Genomic DNA, 23,032 nt, shown 5'->3' with positions numbered 1-23,032 from the left:
TGAAATATAGACTAAGTACAGACTTTATAAATACTTTTAGCTAGGCCAATAGGGGCACTTTCTGATTTATAAGAAAGCCTGTTTAGCTTATAGTTAAAGTCCATGCTGATTAACTAGCGCATAGCCGCTAAAGTCTGCGCCAACTCATCATGTGCACTGATAAAACCATCGATACCTTTAGGTAATAAATCTTGGGTGACTTTGTCTTGCTGATAGGCTTGGCTGAACTGCTCATGGGTCAAGCTTACCTTATTCATAATAGCCATATCAGTTGATATAGTAGGGGATAGCTGACGACCAACCTCAATATCCATTGCTGCTAGCTCATCGATTAAGTTCGGTGCGATAGTCAATAAGTCACAACCGGCTAGCGCTAGAATTTGCTCAGCAGAACGGAAGCTGGCCCCCATAACTTGAGTTTTGTAGCCATGCTGTTTGTAATACTGATAGATAAGCTTGACCGACTGTACACCCATATCATCAGAAGCGGGTACATTTTGACGATTCTGTTGGCGTTTTTGCCAGTCTAGAATACGGCCAACAAATGGCGATATCAAAGTCACTCCAGCATCAGCACAAGCAATCGCTTGATGTTGCCCAAAGAGCAAAGTCAAATTGCAATGGATATTTTGGGTCTCCAGATAACGCGCCGCCTCAATACCTTGCCAAGTCGCCGCCATTTTAATCAATACTCGCTCAGAGTCGATACCGGCTCTATCATAAGCGGCCATAAAATCTAAAGCTTTGTTGATAGTAGCCTGAGTATCATAAGAGAGTCTAGCATCCACCTCAGTGGATACTCGCCCTTCGATCAACTGTAGAATATCGCAACCAATTTGAATGGTTAGTGCATCAATAACCGCATCGACATTACCCTGATGACGATTCATCATATCTGCTAGCATTGCATGGTTATCAGGCTGCAGCAGTGCTTTGGTAATCAAACTGGGATTAGTAGTAGCGTCGATAGGTTTTAGGCGTGCAATAGCGGCAATATCGCCAGTATCAGCAACAATAGTAGTCATAGTGCGAAGCTGCTGTAGTGAGCTCATTGGGAATCCTTAACGTATAATTAATTCAGTGTTTTAGCAGTGTTGCTTTTTTGCTTGCTATTAAGTTTGCGCTGTTAGAAAAATTGCTTTGACAGGCAATAGTTTGAAACTTTAACATAGTTTAGACTTTAATTTATCTACCAATAGAGTACTGAGCGCTAAAGCGTCTGATTTTAAGCTGTTTACCGCATTTAGCCTATTTACCCGTGGGCACTATGCACAGTTTTTGTTATAGTAGGGGCGACAAGTAAGTTATGCTTTAAGGTCAGGTGATTATATGTTAATAGCTAAACACAGTAGTCTCTTGCAAGCTAATAATCGTTAACAGAAATAATAAAGGATATGCGCTAATGAGCGAGCAGTCAGCAGAGCAAAATAATAATTCAAATCCAAGCGTTGAAGACTCTAACAATATTTCAACTGAGCAAATGTTTCTTAATCGTCTGCGCCAAGATATCGACGCGGTAGACTGTGAAATTCATACGTTGATTAATGATCGTGCAAAGCTGGCTCAACAAGTAGCGACCGTCAAAAAATCTCAAGTTGCTAACAGCGATGACCCTTCAGCTCGTGATCCTATTTTTTACCGTCCTGAGCGTGAAGCGCAAGTATTAAAGGCGGTAATGGCGCGTAATATCGGCCCAATAGCGGATGAAAAAATGGCTCGTTTGTTTCGAGAAATTATGTCAGTCTGTCTCGATTTAGAAGCGCCGCAGCGTATTGCCTTTTTAGGGCCTTTAGGAACCTTTACCCACGCCGCTGCTCTAAAGCACTTTGGCAAAGCGGCTGATACTTTGCCCCTTAGTACTATTACTGACGTCTTTCGCGAAGTAGAAGCGGGCACAGCTATGTACGGGGTAGTACCCGTTGAGAACTCTTCTGAAGGCGTAGTCAATCATACTTTGGATGGCTTCTTATCCTCAACTCTAAAGATAATTGGTGAAGTCGAGTTACCTATTCATCAGAATTTTTTAGTTGCTGAACATACTAAAATAGATGGTATTAGCCGTATTTATTCACATCAGCAGTCGCTGGCGCAGTGTCGCCATTGGTTAGATGTCAATTATCCTAATGTCGAGCGTGTCGCAGTTTCTAGTAATGGCGAGGCGGCCCGACGTCTAAAAAATGAATGGCATTCAGCCGCTATTGCTGGCGATGTTGCCGCAGCAGAATATGACCTACATAAGTTGTATGCCAATATTGAAGATAACCCTAGCAACACCACCCGATTCTTAATCATTGGTCATGAGTCAATTGCTCCTTCTGGGCAAGATAAGACTTCTATCGTAGTATCAGCTCATGACAAAGCTGGGGCACTGATCGAAATATTGAAGCCGTTATCGTATCATGGGGTATCGATGACTAGTATCGAGACTCGTCCTGAGCGTCCGAATAAATGGGCTTATGTCTTCTTTATCGATATGGATGGTCATATTCAAGACCCTAACGTGAGTGCCGCTATCGCTGATATTCGCCCACTAGTAAAAGATGTGCGCATTTTAGGCTCCTATCCAAAAGCCGTGCTATAAGCGCTAGCTTAAAACGGTGTAATGCTGGAAAATATAATAAATAGTGCTAGTAATTGATAGCCAGTCATAGATGGATATACTATCTAAGGATAACTTATGCAGTCCTCGAAAGATTTTGATCAGCCTTCAACACGTCCAGCGCCCGCTTATGACAGCATTCTAGAGCTGGCAGCTTATCAAACGGGCAAGCCTGTTGAAGAGTTGACACGTGAATATGGGGTCTCAGATGTGGTAAAGCTTGCCAGTAATGAGAATCCGACTGGCTGCTCACCTTACGTGACGTTAGCGATTACTGAACAATTGTCTAATCTGGCTCGTTATCCAGATGGCAAGGGCTACTATCTCAAGCAAGCATTGTCCGATTTTAATAACGTTGCTATTGAATGTATTACTTTGGGTAATGGTTCTAACGATTTGCTCGATATTTTAGCACGCAGTTTCGTCGGTACTAATGACGCTATTGTCTATAGTCAATATGCCTTTGTGGTGTATTCAATGTTGGCTAAAATGCAGGGCGCAACTGGTATTGAAGTGCCAGCACAGCGTTTCGGTCATGATCTAAAAGCTATGCGTCAGGCGGTAGAAGACAATCCCAATACTAAAGTTGTGTTCATTGCGAATCCTAACAACCCTACTGGTACCCAGCTAGATCGTGATGAGCTGTACCAGTTTGTTGCTAGCTTGCCGACCTCAGTACTAGTAGTATTAGATGAGGCTTATATCGAATATAGCCCTGAAAGTAATAATAGAGCGCTATTGGATGAGTTCGATAATGTGATTATCGTGCGTACTTTTTCTAAAGCTTACGGGCTGGCAGGATTACGTATTGGTTATGCACTCAGCTCAGCAGCAGTAGCAGATCTATTGAACCGTATTCGCCAACCCTTTAACGTCAGTCGTTTGGGATTAGCCGCTGCTGCTGCCGCGTTATCTGATCAGGATTTTATCACAGAAGTACGCCGAATCAATGATGGGCAGATGCGTTGGCTAAAAAAACAATTCGATGCGTTAGGCTTAGGCTTTGTTAAATCGCATGCCAATTTTATCATGGTAGAAATAGAAGATGCCGCCGTTATCAACCAAGCTTTGCTCGAGCAAGGTGTTATTGTGCGTCCGCTAATAGGCTATGGCTTGGAGAACTGGTTGCGTATTACCGTCGGTTCAGCCGAAGATAACACCCGTCTGATTGATACCTTGCGGTCTATATTGGTTAACGATTAATTCGCTAATACAGTGACTAATAGCTGGCAAGACTTTTTATCTTAGTGATTCTCAATTATAAGATAACGTCTAGGGTTTTGCTGGCGGTAGCTTTTTACTGCCATTTATACTTACTACTTACTACTTACTACTTACTACTTACTACTTAGTATTTAAACGGGTAGTTGAACTTATAACTAAGCTTACAGAGGTGAGTTTGAATAACGGGAACAACCGTGAACAGTCAGCATAGTATTAATAACGACATTGAGCACAACCTACAGAATAATAATGATAAACCGTCCATAGCGGTCGCGGCGCTAGTCAATAAAAAACGCCAGCTAGACAATGCGCCTATGTTTCAACAAGTATGCATTATAGGTTTAGGTTTGATTGGTGCTAGTGTGGCGCAAGCGATAAGAGACCAGCAGCTGAGCGCACGAATAGTAGCAGTCGATAGAGACCAGCTCAGTCTGACTGAAGCCATAGAGCAAGGACTGCTAGATGCTGGAAGTACTGAGTTAAGTGCAGTGGCATCTAGTAGCGATTTGATCATCATTGCCATACCAGTACAAGCGGTATCAGCGGTATTTATCGATATAAAAGCGCTGATAGACAGCGGTCGATTGGCAGCTGATTGTATCATCAGTGATGTGTGCTCTACTAAGCTCAATGTGGTCGAGGCCGCTCAAAGCGTATTTGCCTCATTGCCTATAGGTTTAGTACCTGCGCATCCGATTGCGGGTGCTGAGAATTCAGGATATCATGCTCGGCGCAGCGATTTATTCGTCAATCACAGCGTCATTATCTGTGAGCTACCAACGACTAGTCGTACAGCCATCTTTAAGCTACGACAGCTGTGGGAGGCTATTGGCGCGACAGTAATGGCTATGGATGCTGAACACCATGATTCGATACTGGCGCATACTAGTCATTTGCCGCATTTATTAGCGTTCAATCTAGTCGACCAATTGGCTAGTCATGACGACAATTTAAATATGTTTCGCTACGCTGCAGGAGGCTTTCGTGACTTTACTCGTATTGCCGCCAGCGATCCTAAGATGTGGCACGATATATTCTTTGCCAATCAAACTTCGATAGTTAGTGCTCTTGATGAATACAGTAGTTACCTGAAGAATATACGTCAGCTTATTATCGATAAAGATTCAACCGCCCTGATGGGACTTTTGGGCCGCGCGCAAGCCGCGCGGCGACATTTTGGCCATATGTTAGCCAGCACTCCTTATACGGATATCTCTACCATGTCAGCATCTTACATTATCTCGCCCAGTCATACGGTCACTGGCACTATCGCCATTCCTGGTGATAAGTCCATCTCTCATCGCAGTATTATGCTAGGTAGCCTTGCTGAAGGCGTCACCCAAGTTACTGGTTTTCTAGAAGGCGAAGACGCTCTGGCCACTTTGCAAGCCTTTCGCGATATGGGGGTCACTATTGAAGGGCCTGACAAAGGCAAGTTGACTATCCATGGCGTTGGTATGAATGGCTTAAAGCCTAGCAAAACTCCTATCTACATGGGCAACTCTGGGACTAGTATGCGCCTGCTAGCAGGTATTCTAGCAGCACAAAGCTTCGATAGTGTATTGACTGGTGATACTAGCTTAAACAAGCGTCCGATGGAGCGGGTGGCTGCGCCTTTACGCCAAATGGGTGCAGTAGTGCAAAGCACTGGTACTAGCGGCACTTCGCCATTGAGCATCACGGGTCGGGCGAAGGTCGGTGAACCGCTACAAGGCATTGAATATAATATGCCAGTAGCCTCAGCACAGATTAAATCTTGCTTACTATTAGCAGGGTTGTGGGCGCAAGGGACGACTACGGTTACTCAACCAGAAGTTAGCCGTGACCATACTGAGCGTATGCTAGCCGCCTTTGGTTATGAGGTAAAAGTACAAGGCAATCGCATTAGTGTTGAAGGCGGTGGTAAGCTTATAGGTGGTGATATTGCAGTACCTGCAGATATCTCCTCGGCAGCGTTCTTTATGGTGGCAGCAGCTATCAGCAAAGGTAGCACCCTGACCTTGACCCAAGTAGGTATCAATCCAACTCGTACTGGTATTATCGATATTCTTAAGCTCATGAATGCTGATATCAGCTTGAGTAATGAGACTCACGTTGGTGGTGAGCCAGTGGCTGACATCACTATTCGTAGCTCTAATCTAGTTGGCATTGAGATACCAGAGTCGCTAGTGCCGTTGGCTATCGATGAGTTCCCAGTATTATTCATTGCTGCTAGTTGTGCTCAAGGTCGTACCGTGTTGACTGGTGCCAAAGAGCTAAGAGTCAAAGAGTCAGATCGCATTGCGGTGATGGCAGAGGGATTACAAACTCTTGGTATTGATTGCACAGTTACCGAAGATGGTCTGATCATTGAAGGGCAAGGGCAAGGGCAAGGGCAAGGGGTAGAGGGCAGTGACAGTCAAGTGGTAAATAATAGCCACCCAGTATTTGGTGGTGGTCATATTACCTCACATCACGACCATCGTATCGCTATGAGCTTTACAGTTGCTAGCTTGCGTGCTTCTAAACAGATCGTCATCGAAGGGGTGGAGACCGTTAACACTAGCTTCCCAGGTTTCGCAGAGCTTGCCAATCAAATCGGTATGGCAGTCGAAGTGGATAGGGGTGCTGACGCCGATGCTGATAATCATGCTGATGCGGATTGATTTGCTGACAACAGTACTAATGTCAGTACTAATAACAGTGCCAATAAATAACAGCCCTGTCAGCCATTAACTATCAATTATTGAGTATTGTTCGAACCGTAATATCTTTGTTAGCAATGTGTTGATGTCTATATTGGCATTAGCACATTGCTTTTTATTTTTCATTTCATCAATAGTAATCCAGCGTTTTTATAGCTGATTCCTAATCATTTTTTGAATCAGATGCGCGCTTTGCTCTAAGAAGTTGTTTTTTATTATGACCACCCAAAATGTTGTCAAAAAACCAGTTGCTCCTATCAAGACCACTCAACGTGGCATAATCACTGCGCTAATAGCTTTTTCTATTTGGGGCGCCTTTCCTTTATACTTCAAGCAATTGGCTGCTTATAACGCTACTGAGATTATCGGTCATCGTATTGTTTGGACGTTCCTTTGTCTGCTAGTAGTATTGGTGGTCACTAAGCGCTGGCAATGGATTGCCGTGTTAAAGCAAAATCCAAAATGGATTGCGCTTACTTTTGTATCCGGAATAATTATTGCCATCAACTGGCTCACTTATGTATGGGCAGTCAATAACGATCAGATACTAGAAGCCAGTCTGGGATATTTCATCGGGCCATTAGTTGGGGTCGCGCTATCGATGATTTTATTTAAAGAGCGTATGCGTACTCTGCAATGGGTAGCTATTGGCTTTGCGCTGTTATCAGTAGTGATTCAAGTTGTCATGCTCGGCAGTGTGCCTTGGATATCGTTGATCTTAGCCTTTAGCTTTAGTACTTACGGTACTATTCAGCGCCAAACGCCACTGACCGCTGTCGATGCTATGTTTGTTGAGACTACTATGCTATTGCCTATATGCTTATGGTGGTTTTGGCAGGCCGATGTAGCGAGCAGTCAACTCGGCTTTTGGTTCAGCTCGAATATTTGGCTATTAATGCTGGCAGGTCCGATTACTTTAATACCCTTATTATTGTTTAATAAATCTACTAAGCAAGTGGCTTATAGTATTCTCAGTTTTATGAACTATCTGACCCCGACCTTTATTTTCTTCTTAGCGGTATTCTATTATAAAGAAGATTTTGATTTACATCGCTTAGCGGTATTTGGTCTAATTTGGTTAGGTCTGTTATTATTCAGCATTGATTTGTGGCGTCATCGCCCGAGTAAAATGTTAAAAACAGCAGCCTTAAATAATGAAGCACTATAAAAGCATAATAAGATAAAAGTTAGTAAGTCACTAATAAGGATAAAAATATGTTCCATACTGAAGCTGATGTGGTGTTTGTAAAAGGTTTAAAAGTAGAAGCAGTAATAGGAGTTTTCGATTGGGAGCGCACTATTGATCAGCCAATCTTGATCGATATTGCCTTAGAGACAGATATTCGTAATGCGGCGCTCTCAGATGAGGTAAAAGATGCTTTGAGCTATAAAGAGGTCTGCGATGATGTCACGGTTTGGTGTCAAGAAATCAAAGCCCAGTTGCTTGAGCACTTAGCTGCGCAACTGGTAGATAGGCTGTTCGCTCGCTATGACTGTCAAAAAATTACTTTGAGTGTTGCTAAGCCTACTGCTATACAACAAGCAGACGCAGTTGGGGTGCAGATTACCCGCTATGCAAAAGCTGCTGAAGATAAGTCTGCTGATGATAAATCTGATAATGCATAAAGATATAGACCAAGTGTCTTTAGAATTAGCGCTAGCTAAACTAAAAAGACAGTCGTCTGAGCAGCTGCAAATGCAGACAGTGACCGCAGTGTTGTTAGCGTTGGGTAGCAATCATGACTCTGAACAGCATTTAATGACCGTTCGTAAAAACCTTACCGAACTCGGTGAAATAAAACTGTCTAGTGCTTTGCAAAATCCTGATTTTACCGCCAGTTTGGAGCAAGCAAAACCCGATTATATCAATCAGTGTGTTTATCTAATTCTAAGCTCGCCGATGAGTTTGCACAAATTACAGCAGCTATTTAAACAGCTAGAGGGTAACTGTAATAGGTGTCGTCAACACCCAGCATCAGCCATAAGGCAAGTGACGATGGACATTGATATTTTGTTAGTGAAATTAGAACTAGAAAATGATACTGATGACTGGATAGTGATCTCAGATCGTTATCCTTTTAAAGCGCATGAGCGTGCAGGATTTGAAGAATTGGCTGTGGTTAGCTTATAGACTATCAGCGATAGTCCATAAGTTAGGCGCGCCCTATAACTAGTTTTTAAAATTTTTCAAAGTTTCTTTAAATGACTGATCGACAAGGTTACCAGTAGCTGGGTTAAATTCTTTACCGCTGAAAGTGGTTGAAATAGTAATATCACCACTGACAATTTTAGCAGCCAAATTGTCTAATTTTGCTTTTACTTCCGGCGATACATCATCAGCTAAAGCCAATTTAACTACGTCACCTTGACCTAGACCGATTTCTTGTATTTGATTAGGTTGCCATTTACCTGTCGTTAGATCTTGCGCCGCATTAAGAATAGCAACGCTAGCATCGGCTACCGCTGATCCGACAAAACTATCATCCACTTGAGTCCAGTCAGATACATTACCGATGTGACGCACTTTGCCGTCATGAGTTTTGATTTCATCAATTGCGCCTTGACGACCCGCATTGAGCATAGTGTAAATAACATCTGCCCCTTTATAAATCTCTGCTGAGGCTGCTGCTGAATTGATGTCAGTATTATCTAAATCGCCGGTGAACCACGTCAGAAACTTGGCATTAGGATTTACGTATTTTAGACCATCATAAAAGGCAGCACGACCCATCAAACCAGGCTTAGGCCAAGCACCAGAGATATGACCAACAATATTAGATTTGGTGGTCAAGCCAGCGAGTGCACCCGCTAACCAAGCTGAATCTTCTTGGCGTACGACATAGCTCGACAGATTGTTTCCTTGTACATGACCTTGAATGACTACAAATTTAATATCGGGAAACTCTTTGCTCACTGTTTCTGCCGGACCATTACACTGACCGCCATGAGCGATAATCATGTCGGGGCTTTGTTGAGCCAGTTTACGCATAGCGTCAGTTAACAGTACTGGATCTGAAGTTGCAGATATATTAGAGACATAACTGGCATCAACATCCAGCTCATTTTTAATCTTCTCATAACCCCGATAGGCGGATTCCATAAAGCCGTTGTCATTATGTTTGCCAGGAATTAATACAGCAATACTTTGACGTTCAGCAGCTATCGCTTGGATTAGAGGGGTTAAAATAAGACCTACAGCAAGCAGTAAGGCGCTTCCAAATTTGAGCATCGTATCATCCTTAATATTACTCATATGAATTTGTATTTTATAAGTGTTGCTAGCTTCGACTATATCTTATAAATCCTCATAAATGACTAAATAAATGATTAATGAGGGTAATATTTGATCGAATAACGACAGCGAACTGTTTTAGTCGTTGTAAGCATTAGCCCAGCACTAGCTTATTTAAAAAGCTAACTAGTTATTTGATCAATGCGCAGTGATACCACCGTCAACGATAAACTCTGAGCCAGTAGCATAGCTTGAATCATCTGAAGCTAAAAACAGTACTATGCCACTCACTTCTTCCGGCTCTGCGACACGCTGCATGGGAATAGTTTTGGCAAAAGCTTCTACAGCTGCTTTGGTATCTCCTTGCATAATCATAGGTGTCGCAATTACCCCTGGATGTACTGAGTTGACACGGATACCAAAAGGCGCACACTCCAAAGCAACTGCTTTAGTCATACCACGTACGGCGAACTTAGAGTCGGTATAGCCAATGGCACCGCCAACTAAGCCATTGATAGATGAGATGTTGATGATCGAGCCTTGCTTGGTTTTTTGCATTGAGGGGATGACAGCTTTCATACCTAAGAATACAGAGACTTGATTGATATCAATAATGCGGCGGTAGTCATCAATTGAAGTGTCTAAGATAGATTTAGAGCTGGTAATACCAGCGTTGTTTACTAGTACATTAATGGGTCCAAAGGTCTCTTCGGTTTTAAGGATAACTTGGGCCCAGTCCTGCTCATTAGTAACATCGTGCTTAATAAATAAAGCGTTGTTCCCCAACTCATCGGCTAACTGTTGACCCTTATCCGCTTGTTGGTCGGTCAATACAACTTTAGCCCCTGCTGCAATGCATAAACGGGCATGAATCGCACCCATACCTTGAGCAGCCCCAGTAATAATAATAACTTTATCTTGTAGACGGTTTTGATAACGAGACATGACATTTCCTAGTTAGAGTATAGGCACAGGTTCTAGAGCTACTAGCTTTAGTGACCAGCGTTAATTCACATTAATAGGTGCTTTATTGATAGCAAAAAAATAGGCTGAGCATTTAGCCCAGCCTCTTATAAACGTTCAAGTTACTTCTGCTTAGCATCGGCTGCCGCCATATCGCTTTGACCGATCACATCTAAATCCTGTAAGCACAGCTTGTCATATTCTTTTTTGCAAAAGTTAGGATCAATCTTGCACATAGCATCTTGCAGCTGATCAAGACGGTTCTCAGACTGTTGGATATGCTCAAGCATCTTAGCAAAAGCTTCGGCCACTGGGTCTTGTGAAGATTGATCGATACCATAAGCTTGAAAAGTAGTGGCTCGTGCTGCGCTTTGATGGCGAGCTTGCGTTTGATCGCTACTAGCATCTTGAGCATTATCTTCGGTAGTATTCACTTGGGCAGCAGCTTCTTGTTGCTTGATATCATTACCCTTTTTGACGATAGGATTACCCTTTTCGTCATGATGCTCAGATATCATTCTTGCGGCACTGCCAACCATAGTGGCGCCAGCAGGCACTGGCTTGACTACTACGGCATTCGAGCCAATTTTAGCGCCTTTACCGACCGTGAATGGTCCTAATACTTTTGCCCCAGCACCGACGATGACCCCATCTTCTAAAGTGGGATGACGTTTACCATTATTCCATGACACTCCCCCTAAAGTGACGCCATGGTATAAGGTGACATCGTTGCCAATCTCAGCAGTCTCACCGATCACTACGCCGACGCCATGATCGATAAAGAAGCGTTTGCCGATTTTGGCAGCAGGGTGAATTTCAATACTAGTTAGAATACGTGAACCGTAGGAGATGACCCGAGCAGAGAGCTTATGATCATGTTGCCATAAATAATGGGCGCCGCGATGTAGAATCAGCGCATGAATGCCAGGGTAGGTGAGTACCACCTCCAAGCTATTGCGTGCAGCAGGATCGCGAGTAAACACTGCATCGATATCTTCTTTGAGATCTTTTTTTATGCGAGCAAATGATTTGAACAAGGCGGTTGGCGATAACATAACGCGTCCTATCGTATTTTTGATTACAGTTTTTTAGTTATAGCAGCTTTGCATCATTAAATACAGCTATGAATTATTAATTAGCAGCAATTGAAGAGTGATACAAAGTGAAAATCAGGGTAGAGGTCTGTTGATTGTATAATAAATAGGTAGGGTTGCTAGATATTAATTACGCCAAGCTCTATGGCCAATAAGGTAGAAACTTAGTAATGTAGTTGCTTATGCTAGGATCGAAGAGTGAAAAACTTTATAGTTTCCCCTGCTGTTTTTTATACTTAGCTTTCATCTAAAGGCAGTTGCTGTTTGTCAGGGATACTAGTGCCTAACTGACAAACAGCGTGCGCTTACGCTACTTATTAATGATCACTAGTAGTATATTTTAGCAGTTCAACCACTTGCTCAGGGGTTTGCGCCCATGCCATTGCGGCTGCATCAACTTCTTTTAGCGGATGGATAATATCCTCAGCATGCAAAGTGATATAAGGCTTGCCTAGAGCTGCGCAACAGCCAGCGTCGAATGCTGCATTCCATTGCTTGTATTTATCACCAAAACGAATGATAGCAATATCACATTTTTGGATTAAGTTTTTGGTACGAATCGAATTAACCTTTGATGACTTATGATCGCGCCAGAACGAGTTCTCGTCTTTACCCAATACATCACCGGCGGCATCGCTGGCTTCGTGTTCAGTCACTGCTGAGGTGAAATCAATATTGAGGCCATGTTCTTTAGCACCTTGCATAATTTTTTGACGCCAGTCGCTGTGAATTTCTCCAGATAAATAGACTGTCCACTTCATAGTTAACTCCGTTTTATTATTAAATGAGGTACAACTGCTAGTAATCTAACAATTGCACAGTGCCGCCAGTATTAACCGGCCATGCTGACAATATCAACCCTTTACAGTGCTGATCAAAAAATTGGTAAGCATTAGCTTATATAAGCGCTAGCCTTTTAGAAGTTTTGCCATCAAGGCACTTAGTAGTTGATACTCTTTTTGATCAAGTTGAATACGTGAACCTAAACGAGATAAGCGTGAGGGTAGTGATCTCAAATGATCGCTATTAGCAAGACCATGCGCAACCATAAGCTCAGTAGTACTCTGAGTCAGCTGCTGTAACTGCTGTTGAGTAATGGCAGGCTCATCCCATTGTTGGCGTATATAAGTATCTAGCATGGGCTGTTTTGACTGATCGTCTAGCGCAGCTGCTTCAGCGTTAGAAGCGCTGTGATGGCTGCTATTATTAACATGACTCTGAATGTAAGTAAAGATAAAGCTAGCAATGACTTGTACTGCAGAAGCGACATTGAGTACTGGATATTCAGGGTTAGCATCAATCTGAATATGATAGTCAGCGTAAGCCAGCTCTTCGTTGGTTAGACCACGATCCTCACGACCAAATAAAATGGCGATGTTTGGCTTAACGGTACTGAGGTCTGTTTGCTCACTACTTACAGAGCTATCGATAGCATTTTGCTTATCTATAAAGTCCAGCATGATTTTAGCCGCTTGGCTAGGTGTCACTACAGGCCGTGGTAAGTGTCGACTGCGACTACTAGCAGCAAAAACCAACTGACAATCGCTAATAGCGGCCTCTAAAGTGGTAGTAATAGTGGCTGCTGCTAAGATCTTACTACCACCTGCGGCGTGAGAGATACTAGTCTCATCAATCGGGAGCTTAGGATCAACTACCGTCAGTCGAGATAAACCCATAGTATGCATGGCTCGTGCTGCTGAGCCGATATTAGCTGGTAATGTGGTATTGACCATTACCACTTGCAAGCAAGACAGATAGTCGCTAACTGTGAACGTAGATGAGGGGGTAGCTGCTACAGAAGTACTAATCATAAGTATTACAAACCCAAACGGTGGTTAATTTCTTGTTCAGTATCTCGCAAGGCTACTGATATTTGCTCGATAAGGGCGGCTTGCTCACCAAGTTTCTGCTCACGACAAAGCTGTTGTAGCTGACCACATAATAACTCTAACCGCTTAGCGCCTAATGTAGCACTGGCTCCTTTTAGCGCATGAGCCGCCTCAAAACCATCAGCATTGTCATTGCTAGCTTGCGCTAAATGCATAAGCTTAATACGTTGCAGACTGTCTATAAAATAAGTCCGCAGCAAGTCGGCGAAGTCCTCTTCAAGTAGCTCACGCATATCTGCAAACTGCTCTTCATCTAGGAGCTGATAGCTATCTGCCAGCAGTTGATCCTCTACTAAAGGCTTATTAAAGGCATTGCTAAGTTGAGACTCGAACATGGTATACCACCTTAAAAAATAACTAATAACTAATAGCTAACAACTAGCGGCTAATAAACTCTTTTAGTATAGTCAATTTAAAATAATACATAGGCAAGTATAATAAAACAGAGTCATTGATAATACTGTGCTACTAGCAGCAGTATCATCGGTTACTTATTAAGGGCTGATGAGGGCTACAACAGATTTAATATTTAGCCATTATTTAACTATAGGTCGACAGCGATTTAACTAGTCATTATTGGATAGTCATTTAAAGGCTATTAACTATAATGAAAGTGCAAATTATCTTCACTAATCAGCTCCTTGAGCTTCTGCAAATTGTCATCATTAGGATATACCCGCCAATGCTCAGACAATGCCACATTGGCAATGCCATAATCAGCGTAGACGCTCAAGCCGAGCATAGTGCAGTTATCATTGATCGGAGCATCGTTAGTGGCAAAGTTAGGTTCAGATAATTCGTGATTACCTTGCGCTGGATTTGGCGCTTGTGCCATCAAGTCGTTACCGGCTTCATCGTATACGCTACCACCTAAAGATGGGTCAAAGAAGGTATTAGCCTGATCCTCTTGATCTTGGTCATAAGCTAAGCGTGGAGCTGGAATGATACTCGCTTGCGAGGCTTTTAGTAATGGTTGTAACTGTGTCAATAACTCAAGATCATTACCATGAATTTTTATACTGATTTTTTTTAACCAGCGTAAGCGGGCATCGATCATAGTCATGGCGTTATCAAGACGGGCGAATAGGCGTCCATCACGCTCACGTATACTGCCTTTTATGATCACTACTTCATCAACTTTTAGTTGCTCTTTGACTCGATTGAAGCGCTCGGCATAGCAGCTGACTTCTAATCTTGAAGTACCATCATCTAAGGTAATCACATTACGATTACCGAAGTTTGCCATATCGATGACCAACCCAGCGAAGTAGCAGCTACCGTTATAGCCAGTATCCGTTAGCTTGTTTAAGCGTAACCCTGAAGTGTAGTGCTTAAGCTCTTCTAAATACTCATTAATAGGATGACCAGTTAAGTACAGTCCTAAAGTGTTTTTTTCAGCTTTTAGTCGGTGCTTATCGCCCCAGATTAGATCACTGGTCATCACTAACGGTGGGGCGGCGACTACGCCATCCATCTCACCGAATAGATCCATCATGCCGATCTCACGATTCTGGCGATCCTGTTCAGCTGCTTGTACGGCGCTAGGCAGTTGACTCATCAGCGCCCCTCGAATCTCGTAGGCTTCCTCTGCTGGCAAGTCTGGGCGTAAGGTCGCTGCAAAATCATCAAAACAGCCAGCACTTACTAAAGCTTCAAGGGTACGTTTATTAACTTTTTTGATATCAACTCGTCGGCAGAAATCATACAAATCTTTAAAATAACCCTCGCGGCGGCGAGCTTCCACAATAGAGTCAACTGCCCCTTCTCCAACGCCTTTGATAGCGCCTAAACCGTAAATAATGTTGGTCGGAGTATCAGCAACAAAGTGCCATTCACTACGGTTAACCGAAGGGTTAACTACAGTAAGATTGAAGTTCTCGCGGCAGTCATTGATAAAGAACACTACGTTGTCAGTGTTGTTCATATCTGAAGTCAATACCGCTGCCATAAACTCGGCAGGGTAGTATTGCTTGAGATAAGCAGTCTGATAAGCCAGTACCCCATAAGCAGCAGAATGCGAGCGGTTAAAACCGTAGCCGGCAAACTTCTCCATTAGGTCAAACACCCCACCTGAGGTCACCTCATCGATACCTTGTGCGGTAGCGCCCGTTAAGAAGATATCACGCTGCTTGGCCATCTCTTCAGGTTTTTTCTTACCCATCGCTCGGCGTAACATATCAGCACCGCCTAAGCTATAGCCCGCCATGACTTGCGATATTTGCATTACTTGTTCTTGATAGACGATAACGCCGTTAGTATTCTCTAAAATAGGCTCTAGATTAGGATGATCATAGATGACCTCTTCGCGGCCATGCTTACGATCAATATACATGTCAACCATACCGGCATCTAGTGGGCCGGGACGATAAAGCGCACACATGGCGATTACGTCTTCGATGTTAGTCGGCTGCAATTTAGCTAAGTACTTTTTCATGCCCATACTTTCTAACTGGAATACGGCCGTAGTTTTGGCATCTTGCAGTAGTTTGTAAGCTTTACTGTCATCTAGCGGCAAGTCCTCTAGGATCAGCTCCTCTAAGCCTTCATTGACTCGGCGCTTGTTAATATTTTTAACAGCAGCGTCGATTACTGTTAAGTTACGTAGCCCTAAAAAGTCGAATTTTACTAAGCCTACAGCCTCAACATCATCTTTGTCGAATTGGCTAACCCGTGATCCGTCATCATCACAGTAGATAGCGCTAAAATCGGTTATTTTATTTGGCGCAATAAGGACCCCACCAGCATGCTTACCAACGTTACGGCAGATACCTTCAAGCTTAATGGCCATTTCCCAAATTTCAATAGCGTCTTCATAATCCATATTGTCTGGATTGGAGATAAGGTCTTTTAGCTGTGGCTCTTGCTCTAAAGCTTGACTGAGAGTGATACCTGGGGTTTTAGGTATTAGCTTGGACATTTTGCTGGCTAGAAAATAGGACTTGCTTTGCGCCCGCGCCACATCACGAACTACCGCTTTGGCCGCCATAGTACCGAAAGTAATGATCTGCGAAACCGCGTCACGACCATAAGTTTGAGCGACATAATCAATCACTCGATCACGCCCATCAATACAAAAGTCAATATCGAAATCGGGCATAGATACCCGTTCAGGATTCAAAAAGCGCTCGAATAATAAATCGTAATGGATCGGATCAAGATCGGTAATATTCAGCGCATACGCCACTAACGAGCCAGCACCAGAACCTCGGCCAGGGCCTACTGGGACACCGTTGGCTTTTGCCCAACGAATAAAGTCCATAACGATCAAGAAATAACCGGGGAAGCCCATCGATAAAATGACATCCAGCTCATATTCTAAGCGCTCATCGTATTTTTGTTTAATATTATCCCAAGTATCACTGCGGGCCTCAACTGGAAACAGCTTAGCTAAGCGCTGAGTAAGACCACGCTGCGATTCAGCTCTAAAAAACGATTCAGTAGTCTCGCCTTCAGGCACTGGAAACTCAGGGAGTACGTTAATGCCTAATACTAGCGTCACGTTACAGCGAGTCGCTAATTGCAAAGTATTGTCAATCACTTGCGGAATATCTGCAAATAATTGCTGCATTTGCTCTTGCGTCTTTAGATACTGCTCATCTGAATAAGTCTGCGGGCGATTAAGATCGGCCAACACATAAGAGCCAGCGATACAGACACGAGCTTCATGGGCATCGAAGTCATCTTGCTCTAAAAAGCGCACATCATTATGGGCAATAATAGGAATATGATGTTTAGCACCAGCATGAATAGTCGCTTGGATAAAAGTATCTTCACCGCTACGGTTAGTCCGTTTAATCGCAAAATATAAGCGATCCGCAAACGCCGCTTGCCAGTCTATTAATAGCTCATCCGCTCTTTCTGGCATGGAGCCTACTAAAGCTTGTCCGACATCTGACTTTTCGGTAAACAGCACGATGACCCCAGCAGCGTACTTGATAACCTCACTACGTTTAACAATAGGGGTGCCGTGATTGGCAGGGTCAGCACGACCTTCAGTAAAACCCGAGGATACAATGCGAGTAATATTCTGATAGCCTTCATCGTTCATCGCTAATAGCACCAGACGCGACTCTTCATCGTCCATAATGATTTCGCTACCGATGATCGGCTTAATACCAGCACTCAAGCAAGCGCGATAGAATTTAACAGTCGCATACAAGTTTGATAAATCAGTCAAGGCTAATGCTAGCTGATTATCGGCGGCTGCCGCTTTGACTAACGGCTTGATACGTACGATAGAATCGGTAATCGAATATTCACTGTGAATGCCAAGGTGTACAAATGCCATAGAATACTCTTGCTAAAGGGTTAAAAAAGGCTAAAGTTAATGACTGCTATCAGCTTTATACTAACTGCAAATAAAGGCTATTTATCAGTGTTTTAGCTGTCTGTAAAGACCGCTATACGCTAATAATAGCCTTAGTCGTTCTGATTGATGTTGCTCGATAACGGGCTTAATCTTAGCGGCTAATAATAGCATTATTTGCGCCTAACAGCCACCAATTCAAGGCACTCAGTGTCAGATCAGCAAGCTCAATCTTAGCTTAAGAATCGGCTTAAGTATCAGCTTAAGAATCGGCTTAAGTATCAGCTTAAGTATCGGCCTAAGTATCAGCCTAAGTATCAGCCTGAATATTAGTACCGATATGACGTTGAGGTAATGCAGGTAGTGGATTGGCTAATGCGACTTTGCTGCTAGAGTAATAGAGTAATAGTGATGTCTATTATCTGCTTTACGGCTAGTAGTCCATTAGTGATTTGATAGTGATTTGATAGTAAGCTAATGTTGATAAACTGTTTTTAACGATGATAGAGAGTAGTCAATAACACTGGGAGTAAAAAATGTTTACTATTCGCCAAGCAAATAGCAGCGATAGCCTTGCTATTGCCAAAGTACAGTTAGTTAGCTGGAGTGCTGCTTATGGCGAGCTGTTGCCAAGCGCTTATATCAAGGAGCAAGATAGCTTAGCAGCCAAAGTGGAGATGTGGCAAAAAGTCATAGCGCATCCTGAAGCGAGCACTTGGGTAGCTCAAGATAAAAATGATGAAGATTGTGAGCATGTCGTAGGGTTTATCAGTTGTTTTAACAAAGATAGTGAGTGGGAAATAACCACTCTATACATCTTACCTGACTATCAAGGCCAAGGCATGGGTAGCAAATTAATGAACAGCGCTTTAGACCATATCTTAGCGGCTAATAGTCGAGCTAAGCTGTATTTATGGGTGCTAGCAACTAACGTTAAGGCTATCAGTTTTTATCAACAGCATGGCTTTGTAGCTAGTGCACAGAGTAGCGAAGAATGGTATGAGGGCAGTAAAATAGTAGATATAAAAATGGTTAGATCATTGCCTAATAGCGAATCTTGAAAGCCTTTAGTTAATTGCCGTGATAGCTTTTGTTAGTACTAGCTACAAAAAAGCCCTCGCTATCATCATAATATCGAGGGCTTAAATAGCAACGATAGCTTATCTAGGAAGCCCTACTGCGGATCTAACAATTCAATCCAATGCTTCACTGGTACCGAAGACTTCGTGCCTAAGTGTAGCTGACAACCAATATTAGCAGTGACTATCTGCTCAGGATTGCCAACAGTCAAGTCTCGTAACTTATTAGAGAGTAGTTGCTGGCTCATCTCAGGCTGTAGGATCGAGTAAGTACCGGCAGAACCGCAGCATAAATGTCCATTTTGGGTGCGGGTCAGCTCAACACCGGCTTGCTGCAAAATTTGCTCGACTAAGCCGCCTAACTGCTGAGCATGTTGCAGTGAGCAAGGGCAGTGTACGGCTGTTTTACGGCCTAAGCCTTGTAACTGCAGCTGGCTTAAATCTTCTTTTACTAATACCTCGCCTAGATCTTTGGCCAGCTCGCCTACTCGCTGTGCTTTGGCAGCATAAGCACTGTCGTGGCTTAGTTTTTCGCCATACTCTTTGACCATCGAGCCGCAGCCAGAAGCGCTGATGACAATGGCTTCTACTCCTGCCTCAATATAAGGCCACCAAGCGTCAATATTACGGCGCATAAAGGCCAGCCCTTCTTCATGAGCGGACAGATGATAACTCACCGCACCGCAGCAGCCAGCTTCAGGGGCAGTGAGTAAGCTGATGCCTAATTTATCTAGCACTCGTGCGGCTACAATATTGGTGTTCGGAGTGGCTACAGGTTGAGCGCAGCCTGCTAATACTAACATTTGGCGAGTGTGCTGTTGTACGGGTAAGGACAGCTTAAGCTGTCGCTCTGGTACTTTGGTTTTTAAACTACGGGGCAAGAATGCTCGCAGCATCTGACCAATTCGTAGGAAGAACCCAAAGCGATTGGGGTAGGGCAGAACTTTACGAATCAGCCAACGCAGCGCCTTTTGATCCATCGGTCGCGGCAGCTGATCTTCCATAATGTCACGACCTATTTCAGCTAAGCGACCGTATTTCACCCCAGAAGGACAAGTAGTCTCGCAACTACGGCAGCTTAAACAGCGGTCTAAATGGGTCTGGGTTTTTTCACTGACCTCACCAGTTTCTAGCATTTGTTTGATCAAATAAATACGTCCACGGGGACCATCGCGCTCATCACCTAGCTCTTGATAAGTAGGGCAAGTGGCATTACAAAATCCACAGTGTACGCAGCTACGCAAAATGGAGTCGGCTTGTTGGATGTCTGGATGCTCTAGGTACTTCACATTAATTTGGGTACGCATGATGTCCTCTTATGCTATTTAGCTATTACACTTAACGAGTAGGTTAATTTATTACATCCAACTATAGAGACGACCGGGATTAAAAATACCACTCGGATCGAAGGCTTGTTTCAGGCGCTGGTGTAGCTTACGTAGTGCTTCGGGCTGAGTATGAAAGACCTCTTGCAAGCGATCACCACCCCGATAAACACTGACTTGCCCACCAGCACGGTTAGCTAATGCTTCTAACTCTGCAGCTACAAAATCCCCACGCAGCCAACGCTGACTGCCACCCCAATCAATTAGCCAATCTTCCTTGGGCAATAGGTGCTCGGCATTACTATTAACTGAAAACCGCCATAAAGGCTTGTCACCAGCGAAGTAACTCAATTGCTGCTCACGTAACTGAGTCCATAGATCATCGCTGTCTTCTAGTTCAGTGCCCTGCCATTGACTAACAGTACTGGCAACGGCACTGCTTGCCCCTTCTAAGCGTAAATATAACTGGCCGTCAATCCAACAAGCTGCTGTTAGCGGCTTAGATTGACCTGCCAAGCGATTCATCTCGGTAATGGCTTGTGCAGCATCCATTTCGCGTTTAAGGGTTACAGTAGCGGCGGGCTTAGGCATCACTTTTAGACTGACCTCACTAATAACCCCTAAAGTACCCATAGCCCCAGCCTGCAGGCGTGACACATCATATCCGGCGACGTTTTTCATCACTTGCCCGCCAAAGCGTAGCTCTTCTGCACGGCCATTGATTAAGCGAATACCTAAGACATGATCTCTTACTGAGCCGTTCCAAGGTCGTCCTGGGCCGGATAAATGGCAAGCTAAGGTACCGCCTAAAGTAGCTCGTCCATCAAAGGTAGGCGGCTCAAATGCCAGTCGTTGGTTATGCTCAGCTAAAGCGGCATTAATCTCCACTAACGGTGTACCTGCACGCGCTGTAAGCACCAGCTCAATCGGCTCGTAGCTGACAATACCGCTATGTCCGGCTAGACTAAGTGGCTCACCTTGAGACTGACGACCCATAAAATCCTTACTGCCACCGCCAGTGATGGTTAACGGAGTGCGATTAGCACTAGCTTGTTTAACTTGCTCTATTAGCTGCTGACTGATATCACTCATGCTGGCGCTCCCTGTGATTGATGCTGATGCGCTGGCTCGTTTTTATCTCTATCGAGTGCTCGATACTCTTGACAATGTTTAAGCACAGGAATACCTTTACCTGGATTAAGAGTGCCAATAGGATCGAAGGCATGTTTGATAGCATGAAACTGGATTAACTCTTGCTCGTTGAACTGTACTCTCATCTGGCGAATCTTTTCTATGCCAACGCCATGTTCACCAGTAATACAGCCCCCCACAGCTACGCATAGCTCTAGGATACGACCGCCAAACTCTTCGGTTTTTTCAAAATCACCAGGTACATTGGCATCGAATAAGATTAATGGGTGTAAATTACCATCGCCGGCATGAAAGACGTTGGCCACTCGTAAGCCATAGTGTTCTGACATTTTTTGCATTTCAGTCAATACATGAGCAAGTTGGCTGCGGGGAATGGTGCCATCCATGCAGTAGTAATCGGCTGATATTCGTCCTACGGCTGGGAAAGCCGATTTGCGACCTTTCCATAATAAAGCACGCTCCGCCTCACTTTGAGACACTCGAGTTGAGGTGGCACCAAGCTCAATAAATAGCTGCTCGACTTCGTTTATTTGCTCAGCAACTTCAGCGGCGCTACCATCCAACTCGCATAGCAGCAGCGCTTTGGATTCAGTAGGGTAGCCGGCATGTACAAAAGCCTCGGCAGCTATAATAGCTAAGCTGTCCATCATCTCAAGTCCCGCCGGAATAATACCTTTGGCAATTACGCTACCTACGGCGTCCCCTGCAGTCTGCACGTTATCAAAAGCGGCCATAATCACTTGCGCTTTTTCGGGGCTAGGTAATAGCTTGACGGTGACTTCAGTAACTATTCCTAATAGTCCCTCAGAACCAGTAATCAGAGCCATCAGATCGAAGCCATTACTGTCCAAACCTTCACTACCAATAGTGATTAAATCGCCTTCAACGGTGACCATTTCTACTTTTAATAAGTTATGAACGGTTAGTCCATATTTAAGGCAATGGACCCCGCCAGAGTTTTCGGCCACATTACCACCTATAGTACAAGCGATTTGTGAAGAAGGGTCTGGACCATAGTACAAGCCAAAAGCGCTTGCAGCTTCGCTAATAGCTAAGTTACGTACGCCTGGTTGCAAACGTGCGCTACGGGCAAGAGGGTCGATACCGAGAATATGCTTAAAGCGAGATAGTACTAGCAGCACCCCATCAGGGTTAGGCATCGCTCCAGCACAAAGGCCAGTGCCAGCACCACGGGCTACCACTGGAATCTGATAGCGATAGCAAAGTCGCATCACTTGCTGTATCTGCTCGACGGTATCTGGTAACACTACTATTAACGGCATATCGCAATAAACAGACAAGCCATCACATTCAAAAGGCCGCTGGGTTTCTTCGTCGCTGATCACATATTCAGGGTTAATAAAGGCACTAAACATCTGTACTAATTCGGCTTTATTAGGTCTTTCGCTCTGGTTCATACTGCTCTCCCTAGCTTATGTTAACTGGGTTGATGATAATTATTTTGCGGTCTGGCATTCGTGGTCT

General features: G+C 43.9%; 18 protein-coding genes. 7 read left to right on the top strand and 11 right to left on the bottom strand.

What is annotated here, in order from left to right:
* Positions 1-113 precede the first annotated feature (113 nt).
* Positions 114-1,052, bottom strand: a complete 939-nt coding sequence (locus KPY62_RS01820) for a transaldolase (protein ID WP_216580564.1) — start codon at positions 1,050-1,052, stop codon at positions 114-116.
* Between the two features lie 428 nt (positions 1,053-1,480).
* Here KPY62_RS01820 and pheA point away from each other — a divergent pair, with 428 nt between their 5' ends.
* The 6 genes from pheA (at position 1,481) to KPY62_RS01790 (ending at position 8,638) form a co-directional block, all read left to right on the top strand.
* On the top strand, positions 1,481-2,581 hold the full coding sequence (gene pheA / locus KPY62_RS01815) for a prephenate dehydratase (RefSeq protein WP_416384047.1): 1,101 nt from the start codon (positions 1,481-1,483) through the stop codon (positions 2,579-2,581).
* 96 nt (positions 2,582-2,677) lie between these two features.
* A complete protein-coding gene (gene hisC, locus KPY62_RS01810) occupies positions 2,678-3,802 on the top strand; it encodes a histidinol-phosphate transaminase (RefSeq protein ID WP_216580562.1) in 1,125 nt (374 codons plus the stop codon).
* Between the two features lie 335 nt (positions 3,803-4,137).
* Positions 4,138-6,468, top strand: coding sequence for a bifunctional prephenate dehydrogenase/3-phosphoshikimate 1-carboxyvinyltransferase (locus KPY62_RS01805; protein WP_216583030.1), 2,331 nt, complete (start codon positions 4,138-4,140; stop codon positions 6,466-6,468).
* 256 nt (positions 6,469-6,724) lie between these two features.
* Entirely contained in the window at positions 6,725-7,675 is a 951-nt protein-coding gene (gene rarD, locus KPY62_RS01800) for an EamA family transporter RarD (RefSeq protein WP_216580561.1), read from the top strand.
* Positions 7,676-7,722: 47 nt separating this feature from the next.
* Entirely contained in the window at positions 7,723-8,133 is a 411-nt protein-coding gene (gene folB / locus KPY62_RS01795) for a dihydroneopterin aldolase (RefSeq protein WP_216580560.1), read from the top strand.
* Positions 8,126-8,638: a 2-amino-4-hydroxy-6-hydroxymethyldihydropteridine diphosphokinase gene (locus tag KPY62_RS01790; RefSeq protein WP_216580559.1), complete on the top strand. Its 513-nt coding sequence runs from the start codon at positions 8,126-8,128 to the stop codon at positions 8,636-8,638. Before folB ends, KPY62_RS01790 begins: the two co-directional genes overlap by 8 nt.
* A 39-nt stretch (positions 8,639-8,677) precedes the next feature.
* Here KPY62_RS01790 and KPY62_RS01785 read toward each other — a convergent pair whose 3' ends face one another.
* The 7 genes from KPY62_RS01785 to dnaE all read right to left on the bottom strand — a co-directional run bounded on the left by KPY62_RS01785 (position 8,678) and on the right by dnaE (position 17,973).
* Positions 8,678-9,736 (bottom strand): BMP family protein, encoded by a 1,059-nt coding sequence (locus KPY62_RS01785; RefSeq protein ID WP_216580558.1) that lies wholly within the window; start codon positions 9,734-9,736, stop codon positions 8,678-8,680.
* 201 nt (positions 9,737-9,937) lie between these two features.
* Positions 9,938-10,684: a glucose 1-dehydrogenase gene (locus KPY62_RS01780; protein WP_216580557.1), complete on the bottom strand. Its 747-nt coding sequence runs from the start codon at positions 10,682-10,684 to the stop codon at positions 9,938-9,940.
* A gap of 140 nt (positions 10,685-10,824) precedes the next feature.
* On the bottom strand, positions 10,825-11,757 hold the full coding sequence (cysE, locus tag KPY62_RS01775) for a serine O-acetyltransferase (RefSeq protein ID WP_216580556.1): 933 nt from the start codon (positions 11,755-11,757) through the stop codon (positions 10,825-10,827).
* A 356-nt stretch (positions 11,758-12,113) separates the two neighbouring features.
* Entirely contained in the window at positions 12,114-12,557 is a 444-nt protein-coding gene (locus KPY62_RS01770; protein WP_201622854.1) for a YtoQ family protein, read from the bottom strand.
* A 147-nt stretch (positions 12,558-12,704) separates the two neighbouring features.
* Complete coding sequence (locus KPY62_RS01765) at positions 12,705-13,607, bottom strand: RNA methyltransferase (RefSeq protein WP_216580555.1); 903 nt, start codon at positions 13,605-13,607, stop codon at positions 12,705-12,707.
* A 5-nt stretch (positions 13,608-13,612) separates the two neighbouring features.
* On the bottom strand, positions 13,613-14,020 hold the full coding sequence (locus tag KPY62_RS01760; protein WP_201622856.1) for an Hpt domain-containing protein: 408 nt from the start codon (positions 14,018-14,020) through the stop codon (positions 13,613-13,615).
* Between the two features lie 263 nt (positions 14,021-14,283).
* Positions 14,284-17,973 carry a DNA polymerase III subunit alpha gene (gene dnaE, locus KPY62_RS01755; RefSeq protein WP_216580554.1) on the bottom strand — a complete coding sequence of 1,230 codons (3,690 nt, stop codon included), beginning with the start codon at positions 17,971-17,973 and terminating at the stop codon, positions 14,284-14,286.
* A 554-nt stretch (positions 17,974-18,527) separates the two neighbouring features.
* On the opposite strand from dnaE, the gene KPY62_RS01750 reads away from it, so the two are divergent.
* On the top strand, positions 18,528-19,052 hold the full coding sequence (locus tag KPY62_RS01750; protein ID WP_216580553.1) for a GNAT family N-acetyltransferase: 525 nt from the start codon (positions 18,528-18,530) through the stop codon (positions 19,050-19,052).
* Positions 19,053-19,165: 113 nt separating this feature from the next.
* Here KPY62_RS01750 and glcF read toward each other — a convergent pair whose 3' ends face one another.
* From glcF to KPY62_RS01735, 3 genes are read right to left on the bottom strand one after another with little or no spacing between them, the layout of a single operon-like run.
* Positions 19,166-20,377: a glycolate oxidase subunit GlcF gene (gene glcF / locus KPY62_RS01745; protein ID WP_216580552.1), complete on the bottom strand. Its 1,212-nt coding sequence runs from the start codon at positions 20,375-20,377 to the stop codon at positions 19,166-19,168.
* 51 nt (positions 20,378-20,428) lie between these two features.
* Positions 20,429-21,487, bottom strand: coding sequence for a glycolate oxidase subunit GlcE (gene glcE / locus KPY62_RS01740; RefSeq protein WP_216580551.1), 1,059 nt, complete (start codon positions 21,485-21,487; stop codon positions 20,429-20,431).
* Complete coding sequence (locus KPY62_RS01735; protein WP_216580550.1) at positions 21,484-22,965, bottom strand: FAD-linked oxidase C-terminal domain-containing protein; 1,482 nt, start codon at positions 22,963-22,965, stop codon at positions 21,484-21,486. The genes glcE and KPY62_RS01735 overlap by 4 nt, the downstream gene beginning before the upstream one ends.
* Between the last annotated feature and the right edge of the window lie 67 nt (positions 22,966-23,032).

Origin of the sequence: Psychrobacter sp. TAE2020, from assembly GCF_018919485.1 — a bacterium.
In the GTDB taxonomy this organism is placed as follows: domain Bacteria; phylum Pseudomonadota; class Gammaproteobacteria; order Pseudomonadales; family Moraxellaceae; genus Psychrobacter.
Note: the sequence above shows the minus strand (reverse complement) of the source record. Positions and strands in the feature narration are given on the sequence as shown.

Coding starts and splice junctions, on each gene's coding strand:
- KPY62_RS01820 (WP_216580564.1), bottom strand. CDS start 1,052: ATGAGCTCACTACAGCAGCTTCGCACTATGACTACTATTGTTGCTGAT.
- pheA (WP_416384047.1), top strand. CDS start 1,481: ATGTTTCTTAATCGTCTGCGCCAAGATATCGACGCGGTAGACTGTGAA.
- hisC (WP_216580562.1), top strand. CDS start 2,678: ATGCAGTCCTCGAAAGATTTTGATCAGCCTTCAACACGTCCAGCGCCC.
- KPY62_RS01805 (WP_216583030.1), top strand. CDS start 4,138: ATGTTTCAACAAGTATGCATTATAGGTTTAGGTTTGATTGGTGCTAGT.
- rarD (WP_216580561.1), top strand. CDS start 6,725: ATGACCACCCAAAATGTTGTCAAAAAACCAGTTGCTCCTATCAAGACC.
- folB (WP_216580560.1), top strand. CDS start 7,723: ATGTTCCATACTGAAGCTGATGTGGTGTTTGTAAAAGGTTTAAAAGTA.
- KPY62_RS01790 (WP_216580559.1), top strand. CDS start 8,126: ATGCATAAAGATATAGACCAAGTGTCTTTAGAATTAGCGCTAGCTAAA.
- KPY62_RS01785 (WP_216580558.1), bottom strand. CDS start 9,736: ATGCTCAAATTTGGAAGCGCCTTACTGCTTGCTGTAGGTCTTATTTTA.
- KPY62_RS01780 (WP_216580557.1), bottom strand. CDS start 10,684: ATGTCTCGTTATCAAAACCGTCTACAAGATAAAGTTATTATTATTACT.
- cysE (WP_216580556.1), bottom strand. CDS start 11,757: ATGTTATCGCCAACCGCCTTGTTCAAATCATTTGCTCGCATAAAAAAA.
- KPY62_RS01770 (WP_201622854.1), bottom strand. CDS start 12,557: ATGAAGTGGACAGTCTATTTATCTGGAGAAATTCACAGCGACTGGCGT.
- KPY62_RS01765 (WP_216580555.1), bottom strand. CDS start 13,607: ATGATTAGTACTTCTGTAGCAGCTACCCCCTCATCTACGTTCACAGTT.
- KPY62_RS01760 (WP_201622856.1), bottom strand. CDS start 14,020: ATGTTCGAGTCTCAACTTAGCAATGCCTTTAATAAGCCTTTAGTAGAG.
- dnaE (WP_216580554.1), bottom strand. CDS start 17,973: ATGGCATTTGTACACCTTGGCATTCACAGTGAATATTCGATTACCGAT.
- KPY62_RS01750 (WP_216580553.1), top strand. CDS start 18,528: ATGTTTACTATTCGCCAAGCAAATAGCAGCGATAGCCTTGCTATTGCC.
- glcF (WP_216580552.1), bottom strand. CDS start 20,377: ATGCGTACCCAAATTAATGTGAAGTACCTAGAGCATCCAGACATCCAA.
- glcE (WP_216580551.1), bottom strand. CDS start 21,487: ATGAGTGATATCAGTCAGCAGCTAATAGAGCAAGTTAAACAAGCTAGT.
- KPY62_RS01735 (WP_216580550.1), bottom strand. CDS start 22,965: ATGAACCAGAGCGAAAGACCTAATAAAGCCGAATTAGTACAGATGTTT.